The sequence below is a fragment of the Demetria terragena DSM 11295 genome (assembly GCF_000376825.1).
GTDB classification, from domain to species: domain Bacteria; phylum Actinomycetota; class Actinomycetes; order Actinomycetales; family Dermatophilaceae; genus Demetria; species Demetria terragena.
Genome location: NZ_AQXW01000004.1, coordinates 1,048,414 through 1,069,721, shown reverse-complemented (window position 1 = coordinate 1,069,721; position 21,308 = coordinate 1,048,414). Strand labels below are relative to the sequence as shown.

25 protein-coding genes are annotated in these 21,308 nt (G+C 64.8%); 12 read left to right on the top strand and 13 right to left on the bottom strand.

The window, feature by feature from the left end:
• Position 1: 1 nt before the first annotated feature.
• Complete coding sequence (locus F562_RS18615) at positions 2-610, top strand: ArsR/SmtB family transcription factor (protein ID WP_018156668.1); 609 nt, start codon at positions 2-4, stop codon at positions 608-610.
• On the top strand, positions 607-1,911 hold the full coding sequence (locus tag F562_RS0109230; protein WP_018156667.1) for an MFS transporter: 1,305 nt from the start codon (positions 607-609) through the stop codon (positions 1,909-1,911). Before F562_RS18615 ends, F562_RS0109230 begins: the two co-directional genes overlap by 4 nt.
• On the opposite strand, the gene F562_RS0109225 is transcribed toward F562_RS0109230, so the two are convergent.
• The 4 genes from F562_RS0109225 to F562_RS20580 are packed head-to-tail and all read right to left on the bottom strand — an operon-like array spanning position 1,858 to position 5,881.
• The gene (locus F562_RS0109225) at positions 1,858-2,646 is read right to left on the bottom strand and encodes an inositol monophosphatase family protein (protein WP_026181148.1); all 789 of its coding nucleotides are present in this window, start codon (positions 2,644-2,646) and stop codon (positions 1,858-1,860) included. The two genes, F562_RS0109230 and F562_RS0109225, sit on opposite strands and share 54 nt — an antisense overlap.
• Before the next feature lie 25 nt (positions 2,647-2,671).
• A complete protein-coding gene (rsgA, locus tag F562_RS0109220) occupies positions 2,672-3,676 on the bottom strand; it encodes a ribosome small subunit-dependent GTPase A (RefSeq protein ID WP_018156665.1) in 1,005 nt (334 codons plus the stop codon).
• 7 nt (positions 3,677-3,683) lie between these two features.
• Positions 3,684-4,991, bottom strand: coding sequence for a 3-phosphoshikimate 1-carboxyvinyltransferase (gene aroA, locus F562_RS0109215; RefSeq protein WP_018156664.1), 1,308 nt, complete (start codon positions 4,989-4,991; stop codon positions 3,684-3,686).
• The gene (locus F562_RS20580) at positions 4,988-5,881 is read right to left on the bottom strand and encodes a DoxX family membrane protein (RefSeq protein WP_018156663.1); all 894 of its coding nucleotides are present in this window, start codon (positions 5,879-5,881) and stop codon (positions 4,988-4,990) included. The genes aroA and F562_RS20580 overlap by 4 nt, the downstream gene beginning before the upstream one ends.
• 125 nt (positions 5,882-6,006) lie before the next feature.
• On the opposite strand from F562_RS20580, the gene F562_RS0109205 reads away from it, so the two are divergent.
• The 7 genes from F562_RS0109205 (at position 6,007) to rsrA (ending at position 10,560) form a co-directional block, all read left to right on the top strand.
• Positions 6,007-6,843: an SOS response-associated peptidase gene (locus F562_RS0109205; RefSeq protein ID WP_026181147.1), complete on the top strand. Its 837-nt coding sequence runs from the start codon at positions 6,007-6,009 to the stop codon at positions 6,841-6,843.
• Between the two features lie 35 nt (positions 6,844-6,878).
• Entirely contained in the window at positions 6,879-7,505 is a 627-nt protein-coding gene (locus F562_RS0109200; RefSeq protein ID WP_018156661.1) for an alpha/beta hydrolase family protein, read from the top strand.
• 9 nt (positions 7,506-7,514) lie between these two features.
• On the top strand, positions 7,515-8,516 hold the full coding sequence (gene fgd / locus F562_RS0109195; RefSeq protein WP_018156660.1) for a glucose-6-phosphate dehydrogenase (coenzyme-F420): 1,002 nt from the start codon (positions 7,515-7,517) through the stop codon (positions 8,514-8,516).
• Positions 8,517-8,573: 57 nt separating this feature from the next.
• The gene (locus F562_RS0109190) at positions 8,574-8,933 is read left to right on the top strand and encodes a hypothetical protein (protein WP_018156659.1); all 360 of its coding nucleotides are present in this window, start codon (positions 8,574-8,576) and stop codon (positions 8,931-8,933) included.
• On the top strand, positions 8,920-9,489 hold the full coding sequence (locus tag F562_RS0109185; protein WP_018156658.1) for a hypothetical protein: 570 nt from the start codon (positions 8,920-8,922) through the stop codon (positions 9,487-9,489). Before F562_RS0109190 ends, F562_RS0109185 begins: the two co-directional genes overlap by 14 nt.
• 157 nt (positions 9,490-9,646) lie before the next feature.
• On the top strand, positions 9,647-10,285 hold the full coding sequence (locus tag F562_RS0109180) for a sigma-70 family RNA polymerase sigma factor (protein WP_018156657.1): 639 nt from the start codon (positions 9,647-9,649) through the stop codon (positions 10,283-10,285).
• Positions 10,282-10,560, top strand: a complete 279-nt coding sequence (gene rsrA / locus F562_RS0109175) for a mycothiol system anti-sigma-R factor (protein WP_018156656.1) — start codon at positions 10,282-10,284, stop codon at positions 10,558-10,560. The genes F562_RS0109180 and rsrA overlap by 4 nt, the downstream gene beginning before the upstream one ends.
• A 75-nt stretch (positions 10,561-10,635) precedes the next feature.
• On the opposite strand, the gene F562_RS21370 is transcribed toward rsrA, so the two are convergent.
• Positions 10,636-10,710, bottom strand: coding sequence for a 50S ribosomal protein bL37 (locus F562_RS21370; RefSeq protein ID WP_425386861.1), 75 nt, complete (start codon positions 10,708-10,710; stop codon positions 10,636-10,638).
• Positions 10,711-10,958: 248 nt separating this feature from the next.
• On the opposite strand from F562_RS21370, the gene F562_RS0109165 reads away from it, so the two are divergent.
• Both F562_RS0109165 and F562_RS0109160 read left to right on the top strand, forming a co-directional pair.
• Positions 10,959-12,308: an HD-GYP domain-containing protein gene (locus F562_RS0109165; protein WP_026181146.1), complete on the top strand. Its 1,350-nt coding sequence runs from the start codon at positions 10,959-10,961 to the stop codon at positions 12,306-12,308.
• Between the two features lie 3 nt (positions 12,309-12,311).
• A complete protein-coding gene (locus F562_RS0109160; RefSeq protein ID WP_156822599.1) occupies positions 12,312-13,670 on the top strand; it encodes an HD-GYP domain-containing protein in 1,359 nt (452 codons plus the stop codon).
• Here F562_RS0109160 and mctP read toward each other — a convergent pair.
• From mctP to F562_RS0109130, 6 genes are all read right to left on the bottom strand, one after another.
• Positions 13,667-15,337, bottom strand: a complete 1,671-nt coding sequence (gene mctP, locus F562_RS0109155; RefSeq protein WP_018156653.1) for a monocarboxylate uptake permease MctP — start codon at positions 15,335-15,337, stop codon at positions 13,667-13,669. The genes F562_RS0109160 and mctP overlap by 4 nt on opposite strands.
• Entirely contained in the window at positions 15,334-15,591 is a 258-nt protein-coding gene (locus F562_RS0109150) for a DUF3311 domain-containing protein (protein ID WP_018156652.1), read from the bottom strand. The genes mctP and F562_RS0109150 overlap by 4 nt, the downstream gene beginning before the upstream one ends.
• Before the next feature lie 145 nt (positions 15,592-15,736).
• Positions 15,737-16,249 (bottom strand): hypothetical protein, encoded by a 513-nt coding sequence (locus F562_RS0109145; protein WP_018156651.1) that lies wholly within the window; start codon positions 16,247-16,249, stop codon positions 15,737-15,739.
• Positions 16,246-17,076 (bottom strand): amino acid ABC transporter ATP-binding protein, encoded by an 831-nt coding sequence (locus tag F562_RS0109140; protein ID WP_018156650.1) that lies wholly within the window; start codon positions 17,074-17,076, stop codon positions 16,246-16,248. The genes F562_RS0109145 and F562_RS0109140 overlap by 4 nt, the downstream gene beginning before the upstream one ends.
• On the bottom strand, positions 17,076-18,107 hold the full coding sequence (locus tag F562_RS0109135) for an amino acid ABC transporter permease (protein ID WP_018156649.1): 1,032 nt from the start codon (positions 18,105-18,107) through the stop codon (positions 17,076-17,078). Before F562_RS0109135 ends, F562_RS0109140 begins: the two co-directional genes overlap by 1 nt.
• Positions 18,104-19,024 (bottom strand): ABC transporter substrate-binding protein, encoded by a 921-nt coding sequence (locus F562_RS0109130; protein WP_018156648.1) that lies wholly within the window; start codon positions 19,022-19,024, stop codon positions 18,104-18,106. Before F562_RS0109130 ends, F562_RS0109135 begins: the two co-directional genes overlap by 4 nt.
• Before the next feature lie 151 nt (positions 19,025-19,175).
• Between F562_RS0109130 and F562_RS0109125 the strand changes: the two genes are divergently transcribed.
• Positions 19,176-20,339, top strand: coding sequence for a nucleotide sugar dehydrogenase (locus tag F562_RS0109125; RefSeq protein WP_018156647.1), 1,164 nt, complete (start codon positions 19,176-19,178; stop codon positions 20,337-20,339).
• Between the two features lie 16 nt (positions 20,340-20,355).
• Here the strand turns inward: F562_RS0109125 and F562_RS18605 are convergent, their stop codons facing one another.
• Entirely contained in the window at positions 20,356-20,874 is a 519-nt protein-coding gene (locus F562_RS18605) for an arsenate reductase/protein-tyrosine-phosphatase family protein (RefSeq protein WP_018156646.1), read from the bottom strand.
• Positions 20,874-21,167: a PqqD family protein gene (locus F562_RS0109115; protein ID WP_156822598.1), complete on the bottom strand. Its 294-nt coding sequence runs from the start codon at positions 21,165-21,167 to the stop codon at positions 20,874-20,876. Before F562_RS0109115 ends, F562_RS18605 begins: the two co-directional genes overlap by 1 nt.
• Positions 21,168-21,308 lie beyond the last annotated feature (141 nt).

Here is a 21,308-nt window from a genome sequence, read left to right as displayed (position 1 = left end):
CATGGCCAACCGTGAGATTCCGACGATTCACCCCGATACCGACACCCTGAAGGCGATGTCGCATCCGGTGCGGTTGCGCATGCTTGGGCTGCTGCGCTCCGAGGGCCCGGCCACGGCGAGTCAATTGGCCCAGCGCCTTGGCCTCAACTCGGGAGCGACCAGTTATCACCTGCGGCAACTGGCCGACTACGGCCTCGTGAAGGACGCGCCAGACCGTGGCAACAAGCGTGACCGGTGGTGGCAGGCGGCGCACCAGTCGACGCGCACGGCGCTATCCGAGGAGAACGACCCAGACGCGCGAGCGGCCACGATGGCCTTCTGGAAGACCGCGATCGGCGAGCAGGTGCGCCAGATCCAGGCGGCGGCAGCCGAACTGGATGAATTGCCGCGCGAGTGGGCCGACGTCTCTGGGGGCAGTGACTGGGGGATTCGGCTTACGGCAGACCAGGCGCGCGAGCTCACTGACCGGATCGGCGCGCTCATCGACGAGGCGATGGCCAATGAGCTTCCCGACGATGAGCTTCCGCCGGACGCTGAGCCCATCATCTTTCAAGTGCATGCATTCCCTCGTCCCGGACACCTCACACATCGGGACGAGCAACACTCATGAAACTCGGCCGCCCCGTCGTCGCTCTCCTGAGCGCCGAGGCTTTCTCGATCACCGGAACGCGGTTATCGACCATTGCCATCCCCTGGTTGGTGTTGGTCACGACAGGCGACGCGATCCTTACCGGCGCCGTCGCGATGGCCGAGATGTTGCCGTACGTCCTCGCCAAAGCCGTGGGTGGTCCGATGATCGACCGGCTTGGTGCCAAGCGCGTCGCGGTCCTCCTGGATGTTTTGTCCGTGCCAGTCCTCGCACTCGTTCCGCTCCTGCACCTTGCGGATCAGTTGTCGATCCAGCTTCTCTTTCCCGTCGTTGCTGTGCTTGGCCTGCTCAGAGGCCCGGCTGATGCCGCGAAGCACGCGTTGGCGCCAGAGGTGGCCGAGGTCGGCGGCCTGCCCCTAGAGCGGGTCACTGGCCTCAGCGGTGCGGTCGAGCGCTTTGGCTCGACAGCTGGCGCGGCGCTTGCCGGTGGCGTCGTGGCGGTGCTGGGTCCAACTGCCGCGTTGGGCATCAACGCGGCCACCTTCTGCATCGCGGCGTTGGTTCTTTCGTGGGGTGTTCCAGGGGCGACGCCAACATCGTCTGAGGCGAAAACGCCTGAGGGCGCAGCGCTTTCAAGCACTCACCGGGTGCGCGGCTATCTCGCCGAGTTGCGCGAGGGCTGGACGTTCCTGCGTGGCGATCAGGTGCTGGTGGGCATCACGGTGATGGTCGCTCTCACCAACCTGCTCGACCAGGCCTACACGGTCGTGTTGGTTCCGGTATGGGCCCAACAGACAGGTGTCGGCGCCAGCGCGATCGGTCTCGTCTTTGCGGTGTTCTCCGGATTTTCCATCCTGGGAGCCGTGCTGGCGTCTGTCTGGGCCGAGCGGTTGCCTCGACTGCCGGTATACGCGGTCGCCTTCATCCTGACCGGTCTGCCGCGCTATCTCGCGCTGGGACTCGAAGCACCGCTTGCGCTTCTGCTGCCGGTTCTGGCTATCGGCGGATTCGCCTCAGGCTTCATCAACCCCATCCTGGGTGCGGTGATCTTTGAACGCATCCCCAAGGAGTTGCGGGGCCGGGTGAGCGCGTTGAACACCTCCCTGTGCTGGTCGCTCATTCCGTTCGGCGGCCTGCTCGGTGGTGTCCTGATCGCCTGGACCAGCACGGCGACGGCGACGATCGCTATCGGAGCGGCCTACTTCCTGACGACGCTGGTGCCTTTGGCGCGGAAGAGTTTTCGCGAGTTTGGTCGCCGACCAGACCCCTCAGTCGCAGGGAGTGAGTCGGTTGAGCAGGTCGTCGTGCAAGAGACCATTTGAGGAGAGCGCGTTCCCCGACCAGATCCCATCCTTGCCATCGAGTCCGGAGAAGCGACCGCCGGCCTCGGTGACGATCGGCGCGAGCGCGGCCATGTCGTGGACGGCCAAGGCCGCCTCGGGTGCTCCGTCGATCGCGCCCTCGGCCACCAACATGTGCGACCAGAAATCTCCGTAGGCCCGCATCCGCCAGCAGTCATCCATCAGCGCGAGTGCCTGTTCGCGTCGCCCCGTGCGAGTGAACTCCTCAAGGTCTCCGAAGGAGATCGAGGCATCGGCCACCTCGCTCACCTGCGACACCTGCATCCGCCGGGCACTCGTAATGCTGCGACCGGTCCATGCCCCCGAGCCGGCAGCGGCCCACCAGCGACGACCGAGAGCTGGAGCCGCGACGAGTCCGAGTGCTGGCTCCCCGTCGACGACCAAGCCGATCAGTGTCGCCCAGATAGGGACGCCGCGGACGTAGTTTTTCGTTCCGTCAATGGGGTCAATGATCCACTGCCGCGGGCCGTGCCCGGTGTTCTCAAACTCCTCGCCGATGACGGCATCCCGCGGGCGAGTTCGCTTGAGCTGGGCGCGGATCAGTTCCTCGACCGCGCGGTCCGCGTCGGACACGGGGGTGAGATCTGGCTTCGTCTCGACCACGAGGTCGTCGGCAAGAAAACGACCCGTCGTGGTGGGCTCGACGGCATCAGCGAGGACGTGAGCGAGGCGGAGGTCATCGTCATAGGTGGGCACCCGCCGACCGTAGCGGATGGCGCTCTCAGCGACTGTCACCCGCGCGGGAACGTAAGAGGCGGCGCAAGGACTCCAACCGTGAGTCGCCAGCGGCGCCGGCATCACCGGATGCCACGAACGCATCGAGTCCGCACTCGGGTTCGTCGTGGGTGCATCCACGAGGACAACCGTCAGTCCCGGGAGCCAAGTCGGGAAATAGGTGCACGATCTTGTCTGGGTCGATGTGTGCCAGGCCGAATGAGCGGACACCGGGGGTGTCGACGACCCAGCCGCCCTCAGGTAGGGCAAGTGCCACGGCGGACGTGGAAGTGTGTCGGCCGCGTCCGGTGACGGCATTGACGTCGCCAGTTGCCCGATCTGCCTGGGGCACAAGGACATTGACGAGAGTTGATTTTCCGACGCCAGAATGACCGACGAGGACGCTCACCTTGCCCTCTAGGGCAGACCGCACGGCATCGAGGCCCTCAATGCTGGATCCATTGATGTGCGTCACCAGCGCGTCGACGTTGAGGGGGGCGTACTGATCGAGAAAAGGCCCTGGCGCCGTCAGGTCGGCCTTGGTCAGCAGCAACAGGGGGGTCATGCCTGCGTCATAGGCTGCGACCAAGCAGCGGTCGACCATGCGCGGCCTTGGCTCCGGATCGGCGAGGGCCGTGACGATGACCAGCTGGTCGGCGTTGGCCACCAACACCCGTTCGACGGGGTCGGTGTCATCGGCGGTACGCCGCAGAAGTGTTCGGCGATTCTCCACTCGTACGATGCGCGCCAAGCTGCCCTCATCGCCCGACGAATCTCCTACGAGCGCAACCTCATCGCCGACCACGATGCTGGTGCGGCCCAGTTCGCGGGCTCGCATCGCGGTCACGGCGCGACCCTGAACCAGGACTCGCCAGCGGCCACGGTCGACGGCGGTCACCATGCCGATGACCGCGTTCTTGTGGGCCGGTCGCTCCTTGGTGCGTGGCCGTGATCCTCGGCGATTTGGACGGATGCGTATGTCGGACTCGTCGTAAGTCCGGCGAGTCGCCACGGCGTGCTCAGGCCCCAGCGGGGTGGACCATGTCGGACCACAGCCGGGTGAATTCGGGAAGGGTCTTGCCGGTCGTTTGAACGTTCTCGACCACGATGTCGGGCACGCTCAGGCCGAGGACGGCACCGGCCATCGCCATCCGATGGTCGGCGTACGTCCGGAACAGATCCCCCCGCATGGGTCGGGGACGCACGATCAATCCGTCGGGGGTTTCTTCACAGTCACCGCCGAGTCGATTGAGCTCGGTGCTGAGAGCGGCCAGGCGGTCAGTCTCGTGTCCACGCAAGTGGGCGATTCCGCGCAGGTGTGAGGGGGAATCGGCCAAGGCGGCGATGGCAGCGACGACAGGGGTCAGTTCGCCGACATCGTGCAGATCGATATCGAGGCCGACGATCTCGCCGGTACCCGAGACGGTGAGACCGTCGCGCTCCAACGACACATCGGCGCCCATGGCATCCAGGATGTCGCGGATGGCATCGCCAGCCTGCGTGGTGAATTGGGGCCAGCCGGGGATGCGAACGGTGCCACCGACGACCAGGGCTGCCGCCGCAAAGGGCGCGGCGTTGGATAGATCCGGCTCAACCTCGACATCGAGGGAGTGGATCTCGCCAGGCTCGACATTCCAGGTGTTCGCGTCGGAGTCATCGACCACGACACCGGCGTCGCGCAGCACCTCGACGGTCATGGCGATGTGGGGGAGGGACGGCAGGGGCTTGCCGTCGTGGACGACGGTCACCCCCTGATCGAAGCGTGCTCCAGAGAGCAGGAGGGCTGAGATGAACTGCGAGGACGCCGAGGCGTCGACGACCACGCGACCGCCGGCGACCTGGCCGGTTCCGTTGATCGTGAACGGGAGGGAGTTTCGGCCCTCGCTGTTGATGCGTACGCCGAGGTCGCCGAGTGCGCCGAGAATCGGCCCCATTGGACGCTCTCTGGCATGTGGGTCACCATCGAATTCTACTGGCCCCTGGGCAAGCCCGGCGACTGGCGGAAGAAATCTCATGACCGTGCCAGCCAGGCCGCAGTCGACCTGAGTTGGACCCACGAGGGGTCGAGGGTTGACCAGCCAGCCATCGGCGGTGTCTTCGATTTCGGTGCCAAGTGAGCGCAGCGCTTGCACCATCAACAGGGTGTCGCGCGAGCGCAATGGCGAGCGGAGCAACGATTCGTCGCCAGCCAGCGATGCGACGACAAGAAACCGGTTGGTCAGGGACTTGCTTCCCGGAACCGCGACTGAGGCATCAAGCGGCGCCGCCGCGCGTGGTGCTGGCCAGTCGTCAGCCGCGGTTCCGGGATTGGTGTGAGCTTCGATCAAGGCAATGCGCCTTCGGCCTTCTTCGCCAGGGACCGTGCCTCACGCCGGGTGTTCTTGGCCGCACGCTGGGCATCGCGCCGAGCTGTCTTAGCGGTCTTCGCCGCCTGCTTACGGGTGTTCTTGGCCGCCTTGCGCGTCACCTTGGCAACGTGCTTGGCCTCGCTGCGGACCGTGTCGGCCAAGGAACCGCCTTCGGAGCGTGCGGTGGAGACGGCGCTCTCGACATTGCGTCGAGCGGCGTCGGCCAGGTTGCCGCCCTCAGAGCGGGCGGTGGTCGTGGCGCTCTCGGCGTTCTGGCGAGCGGTGGACGCCAGATTTTCCGCATTGGTGCGGGTGGTCGCGAAGGCGCTGTGGGCGGCGTCGCTGATCTGGTTGCTACCGCCACCGAACCCTCCGCGGGCGACCAGTTTGGCCTCGCGGCGAGCGGTTTTGGCTGCACGTCGGGCATCGCGTCGCGTCTGCTCAATGTTCTGGCTTGCCTGCCAGCGCAAGCTCGGGCGACCGGCGGTGTCGACCGCGGCGAGCACCACGCCGCCAAGGAGGGAGACATTGCGCAGGAAGTTGGACTTCTTCTGTGCCTTGAGCGTCGGGTCAGTCTCGGCCCAGAAGTTCTGGTGGACGTACGTACTCGGGATCACCGTGCCGGCGAGCAGCGCCGCCGCCGGGCGAGGCAGTTTGCCCGTCGCGAGAAGAACGCCGCCAGCGACCGAGGCGCCCGCCACGCCCTTGACGAGAAGCTCGGGGTCATTGGGTACGGGCGTGCGCTGCGAGAGCCATTCTGCGATCGGAGCGGCTTCCTTGGCGGCAATCTGGGGAGCGCCCAGTCGGTCCAGTCCGTCAATGATGAAGTACGAGGCGAGCAGAGGTCGTGCCAGACGGCGGACGAGCATGTTCCAACTCCTTGTGTGGTTCGGGTCGTGAGTGCCTACGGTATGCGCTCCACGGTGAGCGGCACATGCGGCTTGTCCGAGAATCGGACATGGGCGGGGCGACAACTCGACCTTAGGCTGGGTGGATGTGCGGCAGATACGCCTCCAGCGCGGACCCTGGTGACCTCATGGCGGAGTTCGACATCGACGAGGAGCACCTCGCGGATCCTGGTCGCAGCATCTTGAAGAATCCGCAGGAGCCGCCACCTGGTGCGCCCGACTACAACATGGCCCCGACCAAGCAGGCGCCGGTGGTTCTCACCCGGGCGCCTCGGGACGACCGGAGCGCCGCCCCCACCCGTCAACTCCGACTCCTCACCTGGGGGCTCGTCCCAGGTTGGGCCAAGGACGTGAAGGTCGGGCTGCGGATGATCAACGCCCGCTCAGAGACGCTGCTGGAGAAGGGCGCGTTCGCGAAGGCAGCGACGGCACGCCGGTGTCTGGTCCCAGCCGATGGTTGGTACGAGTGGCAGGTCAGCCCGACTGCGGTGGATGCGAAAGGCAAACCGCGCAAGCAGCCGTTCTTTATCCATCGTGCCGATGAGACCCCGCTGGCCTTTGCCGGGCTCTATGAGTTCTGGCGCGATGCGACCCGGGGTGACGATGATCCGGGTGCCTGGTTGACGACCTTCACGATCGCGACTCGTGCCGCCGAGCCCGGCCTCGATCGGATCCACGACCGTCAACCCGTGGTGCTGGATCCCGACCAGTGGGACTCATGGCTGGACCCGAGCGTGACGGCTGCGCACGACGTCCGCGCACTCCTGGAGGACCAGCCGACGGGACGATTCGAGGCCTGGCCTGTTTCACGGGCTGTTGGGGGCGGGCGAGCCCAGGGCGCGGGGCTCCTGGAGCCCGTTCCTGCTGGCGATCTGGTGGGCGTCGTCGACCCAATGACGGGCGAGGTCATCGGCGGGGAGTGAGTTCGCCACGGGGACGACGTGGGCAAGATGGAGTCATGAGAGTCCGCGACATCGAGACACCCGTCGGCCTGGCTCGGGCGCATATCCGCCGAGTGCCACGTGCCCGCGGCGCGATCGTGCTGAGTCACGGCGCTGGCGGCGGGATCAACGCCGCCGATCTCACGGCGTTGAGCGAGCTGACCGAGGATGGCTGGACCTACGTCCTGGTGGAGCAGCCATGGCGGGTCGCGGGAAAGCGCATGGCACCGCGCCCGCCGACGCTAGATCAGGCCTGGTTGCCTGTCATGTCGGCGTTGACGTCGGGGCGCTGGCGACTGCCGACCCCGCTCATCCAGGGCGGGCGCTCTGCGGGTGCCCGAGTGGCCTGCCGGACTGCGGTCGACGTGGGCGTGGATGGTGTCTTGGCACTGTCATTTCCCTTGCGTCCTCCGGGTAAACCCGACACGACGCGTGCGCCGGAAGCCCAGAGCGTGCTCGACGCCGGCCTCCCACTGGGTGTCGTTCAGGGTCTGCGTGACCCGTTCGGCAGCCCGCACGACGTGCGGGCAGAGCTCGGTGACCGCGCACAGGTTTTTGAAGCGCGCGGCGACCACTCGTTTAGTCGGCATCCGCAGGATGTCCTTGATGCCGTACGCCGCTGGCTCAGCACCTTCACGACGTAGCCTTGTCGCATGACTCTTACCATCGGCTATAAGGCCTCCGCCGAGCAGTTTGACCCTCGTGAACTGGTCGAGATCGCTGTCCATGCGGAGCAGGCTGGGCTCGATTCGGCTTTTGCCAGCGATCATTTCCAGCCGTGGCGCCATGAGGGCGGGCATGCGCCCAGCGTGCTGGCGTGGCTCGCCGCAGTAGGGGAGCGCACCGAGCGAATCACGCTGGGAACGTCGGTGCTGACGCCGAGCTTCCGCTACAACCCGGCCGTTCTGGCGCAACAATTCGCCACGCTCGGGTGCCTGTATCCGGGTCGGATCGTGCTGGGCGCTGGTTCGGGCGAGGCTCTCAATGAGGTCGCGGTCGGGCTCGGGGAGTGGCCGGACTTCAAGGAGCGCTTCGGTCGCTTGCGGGAGGCCGTACGTCTGATGCGGCGGCTCTGGCGTGAAGACCGGGTGACCTTCGAGGGCGACTATTACCGCACCAGCGATGCCACCCTCTACGACCGGCCCGACCAGCCGATCCCGGTCTATGTCGCCGCTGGTGGCCCGACCGTGGCGAAGTACGCCGGGCGGATGGGTGACGGCATGATCGTCACCTCGGGCAAAGGCATGGAGCTGTATGCCGACCAACTCGTGCCCGCGATGCACGAGGGCATGGCCAAGGGTGAGCGAGCCGAAGGCTCGGTCGAGCAGTTGCTCGAGGTCAAGATCTCCTACGACCGCGATCCGGAGCGCGCGCTGGAAAACACCCGGTTCTGGGCGCCGCTGTCACTGACTGCTGAGCAGAAACACAGCCTGCATGATCCGCAGGAGATGGAGGCGGCGGCCGACGCCCTGCCCATTGAGCAGGTCGCCAAGCGCTGGATTGTCGCCAGTGACGCGCAGACGGTGGTCGATCAGGTGAAGCCGTACGTAGACCTGGGATTCACCCATTTTGTGGTCCACGCTCCTGGCCATGACCAGCGGCGCTTTCTGGACCAGTTCTCGGCGGATGTGCTCCCGGCGTTGCGCGAGCTGTGAATCGCGAGGCGTAAACCATTGGTTGACACGCGACGCGGCGTGAGGCTTACTTAATCTGTGGATACCGAGACTCGGGCCTGGCAAAGCCACCTCGCGACAGCGGCAGTCATCACCGTGGTGGTGCCGGTCGTGACAAGGCTGATCGACGACGAACCCTCCGTGCTGGCTACCACCCTCCTCGGCGCCGCGCTCGCCGTCTGCCTTTGGCTGATGTTGTTCTCGGGAGCGGCCGGCAAGGTCGGCATCCACAAGGCCCGAGTTCCTGCCCGGGATTATCAACTCGCCGCCGTGATCGCGCTGCTTCTCGGCGGTGTTCTGGTGGCGATGGCGGGCTACCTATTCTGGCCGGCGGCGTTCATCATGGGAGGGGTCGTGGGGTCGTTTTCCTCGATCTCGGAATCTCGTGAATCAGCCTGAGCCGCTGGCCCGCATTCGAGCAAGCGACGACGCCTTCGCTGCGGCTCGGGTGGACCTCGCACAATCCGTTACGGCGGCGCGTGAGGCCGGGCATACCTGGGCTGAGATCGGTGACGTCCTCGGCATGACCCGGCAGGCTGCGTTCAAGCGCTTTGCCACGAGCATCAGGGAGGCAAAGGTGTCTTCAGTGCGTACGACTAAGGCGTTATTCGAGGCAGCTGAGCGCGCCGTACGGCAACTCGACTCCGGCCAGATCGCTACCCTCCGAAAATCGCTGACACCCCATGCTTTAGACGTGATTAGTGAGGAAGCGCTGCGCACCGCGTGGGCGGAGACGACCGCGGCGATTGGCCCCCTGCGTGCGGTGGAGTTGCTGACGGTCGAGCAGAGTGGCGTAGCAGTTGCCGAAGACGTGCCCATGGTCAAAGGTCCCGCCGTGGTGTGCATGGCGCTGGTTCACCAGGGCGGCGACTGGCAAGCCAAGGTCGCCTTTGACGACGGCGACCAGATCTCCGGTCTGCTGGTGATCCCTCCCGACGTGAGCGGGTCGTTCTGAGGGAATGCCAGCGCGCCAATGACTGTTGACCAGGGCGAAAACCGACGCGTTGGAGGTCCTGTTGTTGTTGGCTACACATCCATCCAGTGGTGCTATCGCCGAGCCTGTCCTGTCCGGGACGGGAAGCCCAAAGAGTGGAGCACTAGGCTGGACCACGATGAGTGACACACCCACGTCCGAGGTGACCGCTGACGACGGCCAGGTCGACGTCAGCACCGAGACCGCCGAGCAGCGCGCCGCCCGTTTCGAGCGCGACGCGATGCCTTACCTTGACCAGCTCTACAGTGCGGCGTTGCGCAACACCCGCAACCCGGCCGACGCTGAGGACCTGGTTCAAGAGACTTACGCCAAGGCCTTCGCGGCCTTCCACCAGTACAAGCCGGGGACCAATCTCAAGGCGTGGCTCTACCGCATCTTGACCAACTCCTACATCAACTCCTACCGCAAGAAGCAGCGCCAGCCGCTTCAATCCGACGCGGCGGATATTGAGGACTACCAGCTGCACCGAGCCGAGGCCCATTCCTCCTCGGGCTTGCGTTCGGCCGAAGTGGATGCTCTCGACCACCTGCCAGACGCCGACGTCAAGCGTGCGCTGCAGGATCTTCCCGATGACTTCCGGTTGGCCGTCTACCTCGCCGATGTTGAGGGCTTCGCCTACAAGGAAATCGCCGAGATCATGGGCACCCCGATTGGCACGGTCATGTCGCGGTTGCACCGTGGTCGCCGGCAGTTGCGCGAGATGCTCACCGACTACGCCATCGAGCGCGGCTTCAAGGTGGAAGGTGCGTCCTCGTGAGTGGCGAAGGAGAAGACGTTGACTGCCGCACCGTCGTCGAACAGATCTACGCCTATCTCGACGGTGAACTCGAAGGCGCCGAGGTGAGTCGGCTGAAATCCCATCTCGAGGAATGCCCACCGTGTGTCACTGAATATGAACGGGACCAGCTGCTGAAGCGGTTGGTGCAGCGCTCGTGCGCCTGTGAGCAAGCCCCGACGACGCTGCGCGCGCAGATCATGACGCAGATTACGACGGTGTCCTACACCCGAGTGGAGTACCGCGCGGACGGCTGACCGTTCGCCGTGTCGGCACGGAACAGCCCCTGACCCGCGACGGCGGGGCAGGGGCTGTTTCCACACAACACCTGGTCAGGCGTTGGGGCGCTTACCGTGATTGGCGCTCTTGCCCTTGCGGGAGCGACGCTTGCGTCCACGCTTGCTCATCTTGGTCTCCTTTGAGGTGGCAGGTCAGATAGTGGCCACTACATGACTGCTGAACAGAATCGGTCGTGACGAGACGGCCCATCTCATCGTCTCACGTGGCAAGATGTACCTGTTGCGCCTGGTGATATTCCCTGGCGGATGGTGCAGAAACGGAGGAAGACATGTTGGCGATGCTCTTGGCGCTTCTCTCGGGCAGTCCCATGGTGGCTGATCCCTCGATCACCAGGGTCTGGTCGTACGAACCCTAGGTGACGACCGCAAACCGCATGGCCGGGCCTCGGCGACCGGTCCTATGTTATGTGGCTGCCCTGCTCGTTCTCCTGGGAGTGGGCTGCCTGCTGGCCTACACGCTACTCGACGTCCCCATCGACGGGACGGCACTCGCCAGCCTTCTGCTACTTGCCTTTGGGTTTCAGCGTGCGAGCCGTCAGGGGGCTCACCGAAGTACCAATGGGAGCGTTCAGGCGGTCGTCATCGTCGCCGCAATCCCGTTGACGGGACCGGTCGGGGCCGCTCTGGTCGGTGCGCTGCCAGCGTTAATCGTGCGACTGTCTAGCACGCGGCTCCATGCTCGACTGTTCAATTTCGCTCAAGCTGGCCTGCTCGGGCTGTCCTCTGGTCTGGTCTATCTGTGGTGTGGTGGCGCGACGGCGACCGTCAGCGACGCCGGTGTTCCCTACCTGTTGGGCCGGGTGCTGTTGCCGCTGGTGGCGGCGTCGGTTTTCATGTTGATTACCAACGGCGTTGTGCTCGGCGGGATCATCCGGCTAGCCGAAGGCATCCCTGTGCGGTCCTCAGCACTGCAGATCATGCGTGAGGCGCGCCTGGTGTTTCTGGGGTACGGCGCGGTGTCGTTTCTCTTCGTTGTGCTGTGGCGCGTGGAGGGGGTCGGGCCGCTGAGCGTGTTTCTCATTGCTGGGCCGCTGCTAATCGCGCAGTGGTCGGTCACGGACGCAGCATGGGAGCGCGAGGCGCGCCAACGCATGGCGCGCACGTTGGTGGCGGCCGTCGAGGTCCGGGGAGCGCAGCGCCGCGGACAAAGTGAGCGGGTCGCCGAGGTATGCGCCGCGGTGGGCGAGGGGATGCGCTTGTCCACGACGCGGGCCGAGGTCTTGCAGTTTGCCGCCGCGGTGCACAACCTTGGCCTCATTGCGCCTCCTGATGCTGCGGCTTCTGGGCAGGAACTGACCCTGGAGCAAATCCGCGAACACCCCGCCCGCGGTCGCGCGATGGTCGAGGGCATCGATTTCCTCGCGGAGTCTCAGGATGCCATCGCTCACCATCATGAGCGCTGGGACGGGCGGGGTTATCCGGACGGCCTGGTCGGTGAGCAGATTCCCCTTTTTGCCCGCATCCTTGCGGTCGCGGATCTGTACGTCGCGCTCACGTGGGGGCCGGAACGGATGTCGCCCCAGAAGGCGTTGGCCGTGGCTGAAGAGCGAGCGGGTTCGCACCTCGACCCGACCTGCGTAGCCGCGCTGGCAGGGGCACTGAAAAGGGGACGAATCGAGCATGTGCCGGCCCCCGAGGGCAGCGAGTTGCTGGTTGACCACGATGCTCCCGAGGTCGCCGATCGCATCGCTGCTTTAGGGCGTTGACCCTTGACCAGTAGCGGATTGTCGCCAGCGGTCGCCGCCACGCGACGCCACCGTCCCCGAATCATCGTGCTCATCGGGATGACGCTGCTCGCCTTGGCGTACCTCGGGGTGCTCCGCGCGGATGACCTGGGGATGGGCGACGCGATGGTGGTGGGTGCCCTGGCGATCGCCATGGCGGGCGGTGAATTCTTGCGGGTCGGCGGACCGACCCACCGCAGTATTGCCCCTGTCGCAACCGGTGCAGCCGTGGCGCTCGCGCTGGCTTCGGTGTCAGACAATCACGAGTTGGCCTATGGCGCTCCGCTCGTCGTGGTCACCGTGGCACTGATCATTTTGCTCACGGCCGTGTGGTTGGAGAAGCCCGACAACCTGAGTTTCCGCATCGCCGGGCACACCATTCGGGTCATCGTGATGGGCTTTCTCGCCGTCGCGTTCCGCGAGCTCCCCCTCATGGAGGGCGGCAGCCTTGCGCACGCAGCGGCCCAGGGCGAGATCGAACCGTGGGCGCTTGCGTTGACCATGCTGGGTCTGACCTGTCTGGCGCAGCTCCTAGAACTCAGCCTCCACGTGTGGATGCGAACGGCGCTCGGGCGGCAACAATGGCGAGAGATTCTGGCCGAGGACGCCAGGGACATGCTGCCCATTGCGGCCGCCGCGATGTCCACGGGGGTGGTGGTCGCGATCGGCTTACGCAGCCTTGGGCTCATGGCGATCGTGCTGTTCTTGGCGCCACTGGTGCTCATGCGCATCTCGATCGCTCGCCGCACGGGTGCTATCCAGGCGCGGCGCCAATCGATCACGGCGCTCAGCCGACTGACCGACCTTGCGGGCTACACCGAGCCCGGCCATGCGGAGCGGGTGGCCGTTCTCTGCGGGCTGGTCGGGCGCGAGGTTCATCTGCCTGCTCGATCCATCATCCACCTTGAAACCGCCGCACTTCTGCACGATGTCGGACAGATCGGACTCCGACATTCAGTGCCCTACGGCGCCACCATCAACCTGGCCCCACTGGACCAAGAGCAGATCGCCGACGATAGTGCGGACCTGGTGGAGGAGGCGGTCTACCTCACGCAGTCGGCGGCCATCATCCGCAGTTATCCGACCTCATTTCGGGTGCTGCACGAAGAGGCGAAGCGGTTGTCTGTCGAAGCGCGAATCCTGAAGGTGTGCAATGCGTACGACGACCTCACTCGAGGTGACCCGCTCCGCCGCGAGCCTGCACTAGAGCGCATCATGTTGGGTCTTGGTTATGAGTACGACCCCGCGGTGGTCGACGTATTGCGAACGGTCACCGTCAATCTCACCCCACCGACCGAAGTGCCGGCTGGCGCCGAGGACGAGGCGGCGCCGAGCCGGCCCTAAAGGTTGTCGGCGCGTTCGATTCGAGGGTCGCCCGCATCGGCGTGGTAGTCGCCGATCCGTGTCTCGTCGCGGCCCTCAGACACCTTCATTGCGCGGAAGATGAAGGTCAAGACTGCCGCCACGACGAGATTGAGGATGAGTGCTGTCATCGCGATGTAGCCGAGTTTCCCGATGATTGGAATCGTCAGCAGCGACCCGCCAAAGTGGTCTGTCGCAGGACTCGCGACGGTGTAGGCGGCGTACGTGCCGTAGGCGAAGCCGACAGCCCAGCCGCCAAGCAAAGCCCATCGGTGGAACCACCGCGTGTAGAGCCCGATCACGACCGCCGGGAAGGTCTGCAGGATCCAGATTCCGCCGAGCAACTGGAAGTTGATCGCGTTCTGCTTGTCCATGGTCAGCACGAAGGCCAATGCGAACAGCTTGACCAGTAGCGAGACGATCTTGGAGACCTTTGCCTCCTGCGCGGGCGTCGCGTCAGGTTTGAGCCAGGCGCGATAGACGTTGCGCGTGAACGTATTTGCGGCCGCGATCGACATCACCGCCGCCGGGACTAACGCTCCAACCGCAATGGCGGAGAACGCGATTCCCGTGAACCAGTCCGGGAACTGGTCCTCGATGAGTTGGGGCACGACCAGCTGTGGGTTGGGCTTGCCATCCAACCCGATGGGTGTCGTGCCGGCCGCGATCGCAACCCAGCCCAGGAGCGCGAGCAGTGTCAGCACGAAGGAGTATGCAGGCAGGATCGAGGCATTCCGCCGGATCGTGTTGCGGTTCTTGGAGGAGAGCACCGCTGTGACCGAATGCGGATACATGAACAGTGCCATCGCCGAGCCGAAGGCCAACGTGACGTAGGCCAGGTGCTGCTCGGCGGCCGGAACGAAGACTCCGGTGGGCTTTCCGGTTGCCGGGTTGGTGGTGTTCATCTTTTCCTCGGCAGCGCCGAAGATCGCGTCCCAACCGCCGACCTTGGCCGGTAAGTAGACAATCGCGACGATGATGACGATGTAGATCAGCAGATCTTTGACGAACGCGATCATCGCGGGTGCGCGCAGCCCGCTCGAATAGGTGTAGGCCGCCAAGATGGCGAACGCGATGAACAGCGGCGCGTCTTTGGCGATGATGTTCTCGGAACCACCGACGCCAGCGACCTCCAGCACGGCTTGGATCCCGACCAGCTGCAGCGCGATGTACGGCATGGTCGCGAGGAAGCCCGTTGCCGCGACCGCAAGCGCGAGTCCCTTTGATTCGTAACGACCTTGGACGAAGTCCGCCGTGGTCACATAGCCGTGGGAGTGGCTCACCGACCACAGGCGTGACATGAAGAAGAAGATGATCGGGTAGGCAATGATGGTGTACGGCACCGCGAAGAAGCCCGCGACCGCGCCCGCCGAGAACATCGCGGCCGGGACAGCGACGAAGGTGTAGGCGGTGTAGAGGTCGCCGCCGAGTAGGAACCAGGTGACCCAGGTGCCGAACGAGCGCCCACCGAGGCCCCATTCGTCGAGCGACTCCATCGACTCGGTGCGGCGCCATCGGGAGGCCATGAAGCCCATCACCGTGACGACGAGGAAGATGGCGATGAGGATGACCAACGCGGTCGTGTTGACGCCGGTGTTGGGCCGGCTGGGGTCAGCGGCAGCGGGCAGGAGCTGCGCCAGGCTCGTCATGATTCACCACCGTCACGTGGAGCACGGGCCTTCTTGACCAGGTAGAACGCCGTGGTGGTGCAGGCGGCGGTGATGAATACCCACAGCGTTTGGTACCAGAAGAAGAACGGCCAGCCACCCAATTCGGGCCCGACCTTGGCGTAGGTCGGCACGGCTGCCAATGCGATGAGTGGAATCACGAGGAAAACGCCTGCAGCCCACAGGTAGCGGGAATCCGTGGGCGGTGCCGTGTCGCGGCGAGACGGTTGCGACATGAAAGCTCCGATCGAGGAGGTGGGTTTACTCGGGACAAGGTATGCGAAAGCGGAGCGTCCTCGTGGTCAAACGAGGACGCTCCGCTTCGTCGAGTTGTCGCGCTGAACGCCATGCCGCTGTTTTGGGTACCACCGTGACGTGAGATCACAACTCGACGCCGTGGCGCCGGGCGATCGGCTCGAAGACGAGATAGTGCAGGGCGAATGCCAACCCGATGCACACGCCGAGGGCAATGACGACGTCCGCTACGCGTACCGCCGGGGTCAGCGAACCAAAGAGCACCACGACCACAATCGTGCGGACGCTGCCCGCCGCCACGGTGAGGATGGAAAACACCAACCATCCCAGTGCGAGAACGACATTGAGCCCCCACCGGACCAGTAACGGATCCGGCCTCGACTCGTCGATATGGTCCTCGACCTCCTCGGATACCCGCTCCATTCGGTCAGCCAAGTCTTCACCGTCGTGCTGGTCCTCGCGACGACGACGGAGAAACGCCGAAGTCGCGGCGAATCCCACTGCACCGAGGATGCCCGCGCCAAGGGCAATGGCAACTCCGGTGCGCGCGATCAGCAGGCAGCACACGACCAGGTCGACGAACCCGGTCGCCCCGGATGTCGCGACTCGCAGCCGAAACGTCGTGCGCGGTGGGCTCATTCGTCGAGAAGTTGCTCCGCGGCCTGTGCCCGTGACTCCAGATCGGCATGCATGCGTGACAGGAACGACTTGGTCCGCTCGTGCTGCGGATTGTCGATCACCGTCCCGGACGGGCCCTCTTCGACCACGACGCCACCATCCATGAAGACCACCCGATCGGCCGCTTCGCGCGCGAACGACATCTCGTGGGTCACCACGATCATCGTCATCCCCTCGGACGCCAGTTCGCGCATGACGGACAGCACCTCACCGACCAGCTCTGGGTCGAGTGCTGAGGTTGGCTCATCGAAGAGCATGAGTCGAGGCTGCATGGCCAGCGCCCGCGCGATCGCAACCCGCTGCTGCTGCCCGCCCGACAATTGCGAGGGGTAGTGGTCACCCTTGTCGCCGAGACCGACCCGCTCGAGCAGGGCGCGTGCCGCGACCTGCGCCTCCTTCTTCTTCACACCGCTGACCTGGATGGGTCCCTCGATCACGTTCTCGAGTGCGGTCTTGTGGGGGAACAGGTTGAACCGCTGGAACACCATGCCGATCTCTCGGCGCTGGTCGGCAATCGCCTTGTCGGACAGCCGATAGAGCTGGCCATTGCGGTCGGCGTAGCCCATGAGGTCGCCGCCGACGAAGATGCGGCCACCGTCGATGTCCTCGAGTTGGTTGATGCATCTCAGGAAGGTGGTCTTGCCCGACCCGGACGGGCCGAGCAGGCAAACCACCTCACCTTCGCGTACGGACAAGTCGATGCCTTTGAGCACCTCAACCTTGTGGAAGGCCTTGGTCACGTTGATGGCCTCGACCAAAACGTCGGTTGAGCTTGTCGAAACCACCATCAGGCGCCCTTTCCAATCATCGACAGCTTGGTGCGACTCGCGGCCTGCGTGCCATGACCGCGGCCAAAGTGCCGCTCGAGGAAGTACTGCCCCACCATGAGGACGGTGGTGATGACGAGGTACCAGAGGAAGCCCGCCAGGTAGGCGCCCATGATGCGCGCGGTTTGGTTGGCGACCTGATCGATCTGGAACCACAACTCCATCGAGATCGGCACCGCAAACAGCAGGGAGGTGTCCTTGACCATCGCGATGGTCTCGTTGCCCGTCGGCGGAACGATGACGCGCATGGCCTGCGGGAGCACGATGCGCCGCATGGTCTTGCCGTTGCTCATGCCGATGGCCTTGGCCGCCTCGGATTGGCCGTCGTCGACCGAGAGGATTCCGGCGCGCGCGATTTCGGCGAAGTACGCAGCCTCAGACAGACCGAGCCCAATGATGCCGACCCAGACACCTTGGGAGAGGGCATTGATGTCGAGGCTGGCGATGGTGAGATCGCTGGAGAGTCCGATGAATGACGCGAGTTCCTTGCCGAACGGAAGCCCCAGGTCGAGTTGCGGATACAGGTAGGCCGCGCCAGTTCCCAGCATGACCAGGAGCACCAGGCGGGGCACCGCCCGGAAGAACCACGTATAGACGAACGCCACACCCTTGAGTACCGGGTTGTCCGACAGCCTCATGATGGCTAGGACGACCCCACCCACGACGCCGATGATCATCGCGCCGACGGTCACGACCAGGGTGCCCTTGACCATGCCCTCTAGGACGGGGGAGAAGTTCATCACCTTGGGGACATAGGACAGGTCCCATTTGTCGTTGGTGATGAGCGAGTTCGCGGCCATCGCCAGCAGCAGCACGATGGCCGCGACGGCCACCCAACGCCATGGATGGCGGACCGGGCGGGCCTCAATCCGGCCTGGCCGCGCGCTCGCGCCGGTCGAGCCACTCCCGCCGGCCGAGCTGCCGTCGTCGGTCGAGCTGCCGTCGCCGGTCGAACTGCCGTCGCCGGTCGAGCTTGTCGAGACCCCACTCACGAGGTCGCAGGGTCCATCTCGAAGGTGTCGTACGCCCCACCCTCGGTACCCCACTTCTTCAGGACCTTGTCGTAAGTCCCGTCCTTCTTGATGGCCTCGAGGCCCTTGACGAGCACGTCACCAAACTTCTTGTCGCCCTTGGGGATGACGATGCCGTAGGGCGCGGTGTCGTACGGCTTGCCGAGGAGTTCGATCTTGCCGTCGTTTTTGTTCACGGCGTCGACCGCCACGGGAAGGTCGGCGACCATCGCGTCGGCTCGCCCCGAGACCGCGTTCAGCGTGGCTTTGTCCTGTCCGTCGTCGATGAGCGACTTGATCGGCTTCTTGCCATCGCTCACGCACTTCTTGCTGCGCTTGTCCAAGTCGGAGACCTGCACCGTGCCTTTTTGCACTGCGACGGTCAGCCCGCACGGGTCGTCGATGTCGACCTTCTTGGCGTTGCCCTTCGCGACGACCCACTGGGTGCCCGCGGTGTAGTAACTCACCATTGACACCTGCTTCTTGCGCTCTTCGTTGATCGTGAAGGAAGAGATGCTGGCGTCGTACTTGCCGGATTTCACGCCGAGGATGAGCGAGTCGAAACCGGCATTCTGGAACGTGCCTTTCAGGCCCAACTTGCCTAGGACGGCCCGGAGGAGGTCGATATCCATCCCCTGGATCGTCTTGCCGTCGGAGGCAAAGCTCTCATTAGGCGGGTAGGTCGCGTCGGTGCCGATGGAGAGTGTCCCCTTGTCCTTGAGGTCGGCCGGCACCAGGTCGGCAAGCGCCGAATCCTTGGTGGCCTTCACGGCGGGAGCGGACGACTTGGTCTCGCCGCCCTCCTCAAGGGAGTCGGACCCGCACGCAGCAAGCGACAGGCTAAGAGCCGCGCAGGCGGCGACAAATGCGGTACGGGACCGACGAGTTGCGAGGTTCATGGTGAACGGGCCTCTCACGTCAAGATGGGGATGAACTGGCCCAGTGTGTCCTATGAGCGGACATGAGGTGGGCGACTCGGGCAAGCCGTGGCCGGTCCGTGATCCTGCCGACGCTCAAGCTGGATCGGATCGGTGACCTAGACTCGCGGCCATGAAGATTGCGGTCGTGGGGTTGGGATATGTCGGCATAGCCAACGCGGTGCTGTTGGCTCAGCGGCATGACGTACGCGGTCTCGATGTCATCGCGAAAACGGTCGACCTGGTCAACGCCCGCAAGGCGCCGATCGTCGACGCCGAACTCGAGGACTACCTGGCTCACCGCGAGCTGAACCTGCTGGCCACGACCGACCCGGAGATCGCCTACGACGGGGTGGAGTTGGTCGTGGTCTCGACGCCGACGAACTATGACCCTGACCTCAACTTCTTCGACACCACGAGTGTCGAGCGGGTCATCGACGATGTTTCCCGGTTGGCGCCCGGCGTGACCGTCGTGGTGAAGTCGACGATTCCGGTGGGTTTCACCGAGCGGATGCGCGCTGAATATCCCGGCCTGAAGATTCTGTTTTCCCCAGAGTTCTTGCGTGAGGGCAGGGCGCTCTACGACAACCTGCACCCGAGTCGCATCGTCGTCGGCGGCGACGACGGCGAGGCGAAGGTCTTCGCCGACCTGCTCCGCGAAGGTGCTCTCGAGGAGCCGCCGGTGCTCCTCACCGGAGCCCGCGAGGCCGAGGCCATCAAGTTGTTCGCCAACACCTACCTCGCGATGCGCGTCGCCTACTTCAATGAGCTGGACTCCTACGCGATGGCGCACGATCTCGACGCCCGCGCGGTCGTCGAGGGAGTGGGCTACGACGCGCGCATCGGTGCGCATTACAACAACCCCTCGTTCGGGTACGGCGGCTACTGCCTGCCCAAGGACACCCGCCAACTCCTGGCGAACTATGAGGACGTCCCGCAGACCCTCATTCGCGCGATTGTGGACTCCAACACCACCCGTAAGGACGTCATCGCCCAGGACATCCTGAAGCGTGACGCCAAGGTCGTCGGGCTCTATCGGTTGGTGATGAAGGAAGGTTCGGACAACTTCCGCGACTCCAGCATCCAGGGAATCATGAAGCGGTTGAAGGCCAAGGGCTTGGAGGTCCTGGTCTTTGAGCCGGCGTTGGATGAACCAGAGTTCTTCCATTCTGAGGTCGTGGCTGACTTCGACGATTTCGCCGAGCGCGCCGAGTTGATTGTCGCGAATCGGTGGGCCGACCAACTCGAGCCAGTCTCGGACAAGGTCTACACGCGAGATCTGTTCGGCCGCGACTGAAGGCCGTGGACGTCCCTTACCCCTCAGTGAGGCGAGGAAGTATGCGGTCCAGCGCGCCCGCGATCTGCGATGCGGCGGCGTTCATGGCTTCATCGCCGCGCCGATAGGGGTCCGCGACATTGTCCCGAGACCGAGCCCGGTCACGGCGGGCTCCCACCTCAGCCACGAGCGCGGCGCCGGTGAGTTCGTCCGGCACGCTGGAAATCAACCGGTCAAGTTGGCCAAGAGTGAAGGTGCGCTTCACCAGGGTGGGGAAGTCGTCCAGGATGTAACTGCGGTGGTGGCTCTCCATCGGCAGGATCAGATCGGCCTGATCGATGAGGTCGCGGTCGAGTTGCTGGGAGACAAATCCGATGGGGTCAGCACCATGCGCCTGGGCCACCGCCGCCATCGGCGGGTCCATCGGATCGCCGACCATGGCGTACGTGCCCGCGCTGGTGAATTGCCACTGCGGGTCGGGCGCACTCGACTGGGCGTAGCGCTCGGCAAAGGCGGAACGGCAAATGTTTCCGGTACACACAAACAGCACGCGCATCAGGGGATCGCTCCGTTCTCGTGGTCAGAGGTGGTCAGCAGTCCTTGATGGAGCAACTGGTCGACCATGTCCTCGAGGGAGTCTCGAGCCTCGGGCGGCGCATCGTCGAACTGGGCGAGGGTGCGCTCGATGAGGTCCGCCCGCTCTATGCCCTCAACGCTGAGCTCCCACAGGTGCGCAGCCGCGCCACTCAAGACTTGGATAGGGCCAGTGGGCAGCGGACAGACGGAGACCTGTCCGGTGGTGTCGGAGACCACCCAACTAATGTCCGGCGCTGGGCTAACTGTGATCATGATCAAGTTCCCCTTTGGCCGTCATGGTTGGGTGATGTGCTTCCTGGCCGGTAGCATACGGACGGCCACATGCTGTCGCGGAGCCACATCTGGCCACTGGGGGTAGGACAGCAACGCACTCGGTTCGGGGAGTTCCCGAAC

Coding starts and splice junctions, on each gene's coding strand:
- F562_RS0109150 (WP_018156652.1), bottom strand. CDS start 15,591: ATGTCGCAACCGTCTCGCCGCGACACGGCACCGCCCACGGATTCCCGC.
- F562_RS0109145 (WP_018156651.1), bottom strand. CDS start 16,249: ATGAGCCCACCGCGCACGACGTTTCGGCTGCGAGTCGCGACATCCGGG.
- fgd (WP_018156660.1), top strand. CDS start 7,515: ATGACTCTTACCATCGGCTATAAGGCCTCCGCCGAGCAGTTTGACCCT.
- mctP (WP_018156653.1), bottom strand. CDS start 15,337: ATGACGAGCCTGGCGCAGCTCCTGCCCGCTGCCGCTGACCCCAGCCGG.
- F562_RS20580 (WP_018156663.1), bottom strand. CDS start 5,881: ATGCTCGTCCGCCGTCTGGCACGACCTCTGCTCGCCTCGTACTTCATC.
- F562_RS0109115 (WP_156822598.1), bottom strand. CDS start 21,167: ATGATCACAGTTAGCCCAGCGCCGGACATTAGTTGGGTGGTCTCCGAC.
- F562_RS0109205 (WP_026181147.1), top strand. CDS start 6,007: ATGTGCGGCAGATACGCCTCCAGCGCGGACCCTGGTGACCTCATGGCG.
- F562_RS0109230 (WP_018156667.1), top strand. CDS start 607: ATGAAACTCGGCCGCCCCGTCGTCGCTCTCCTGAGCGCCGAGGCTTTC.
- F562_RS0109125 (WP_018156647.1), top strand. CDS start 19,176: ATGAAGATTGCGGTCGTGGGGTTGGGATATGTCGGCATAGCCAACGCG.
- F562_RS18615 (WP_018156668.1), top strand. CDS start 2: ATGGCCAACCGTGAGATTCCGACGATTCACCCCGATACCGACACCCTG.
- F562_RS0109140 (WP_018156650.1), bottom strand. CDS start 17,076: ATGGTGGTTTCGACAAGCTCAACCGACGTTTTGGTCGAGGCCATCAAC.
- F562_RS18605 (WP_018156646.1), bottom strand. CDS start 20,874: ATGCGCGTGCTGTTTGTGTGTACCGGAAACATTTGCCGTTCCGCCTTT.
- F562_RS0109130 (WP_018156648.1), bottom strand. CDS start 19,024: ATGAACCTCGCAACTCGTCGGTCCCGTACCGCATTTGTCGCCGCCTGC.
- F562_RS0109180 (WP_018156657.1), top strand. CDS start 9,647: ATGAGTGACACACCCACGTCCGAGGTGACCGCTGACGACGGCCAGGTC.
- F562_RS0109200 (WP_018156661.1), top strand. CDS start 6,879: ATGAGAGTCCGCGACATCGAGACACCCGTCGGCCTGGCTCGGGCGCAT.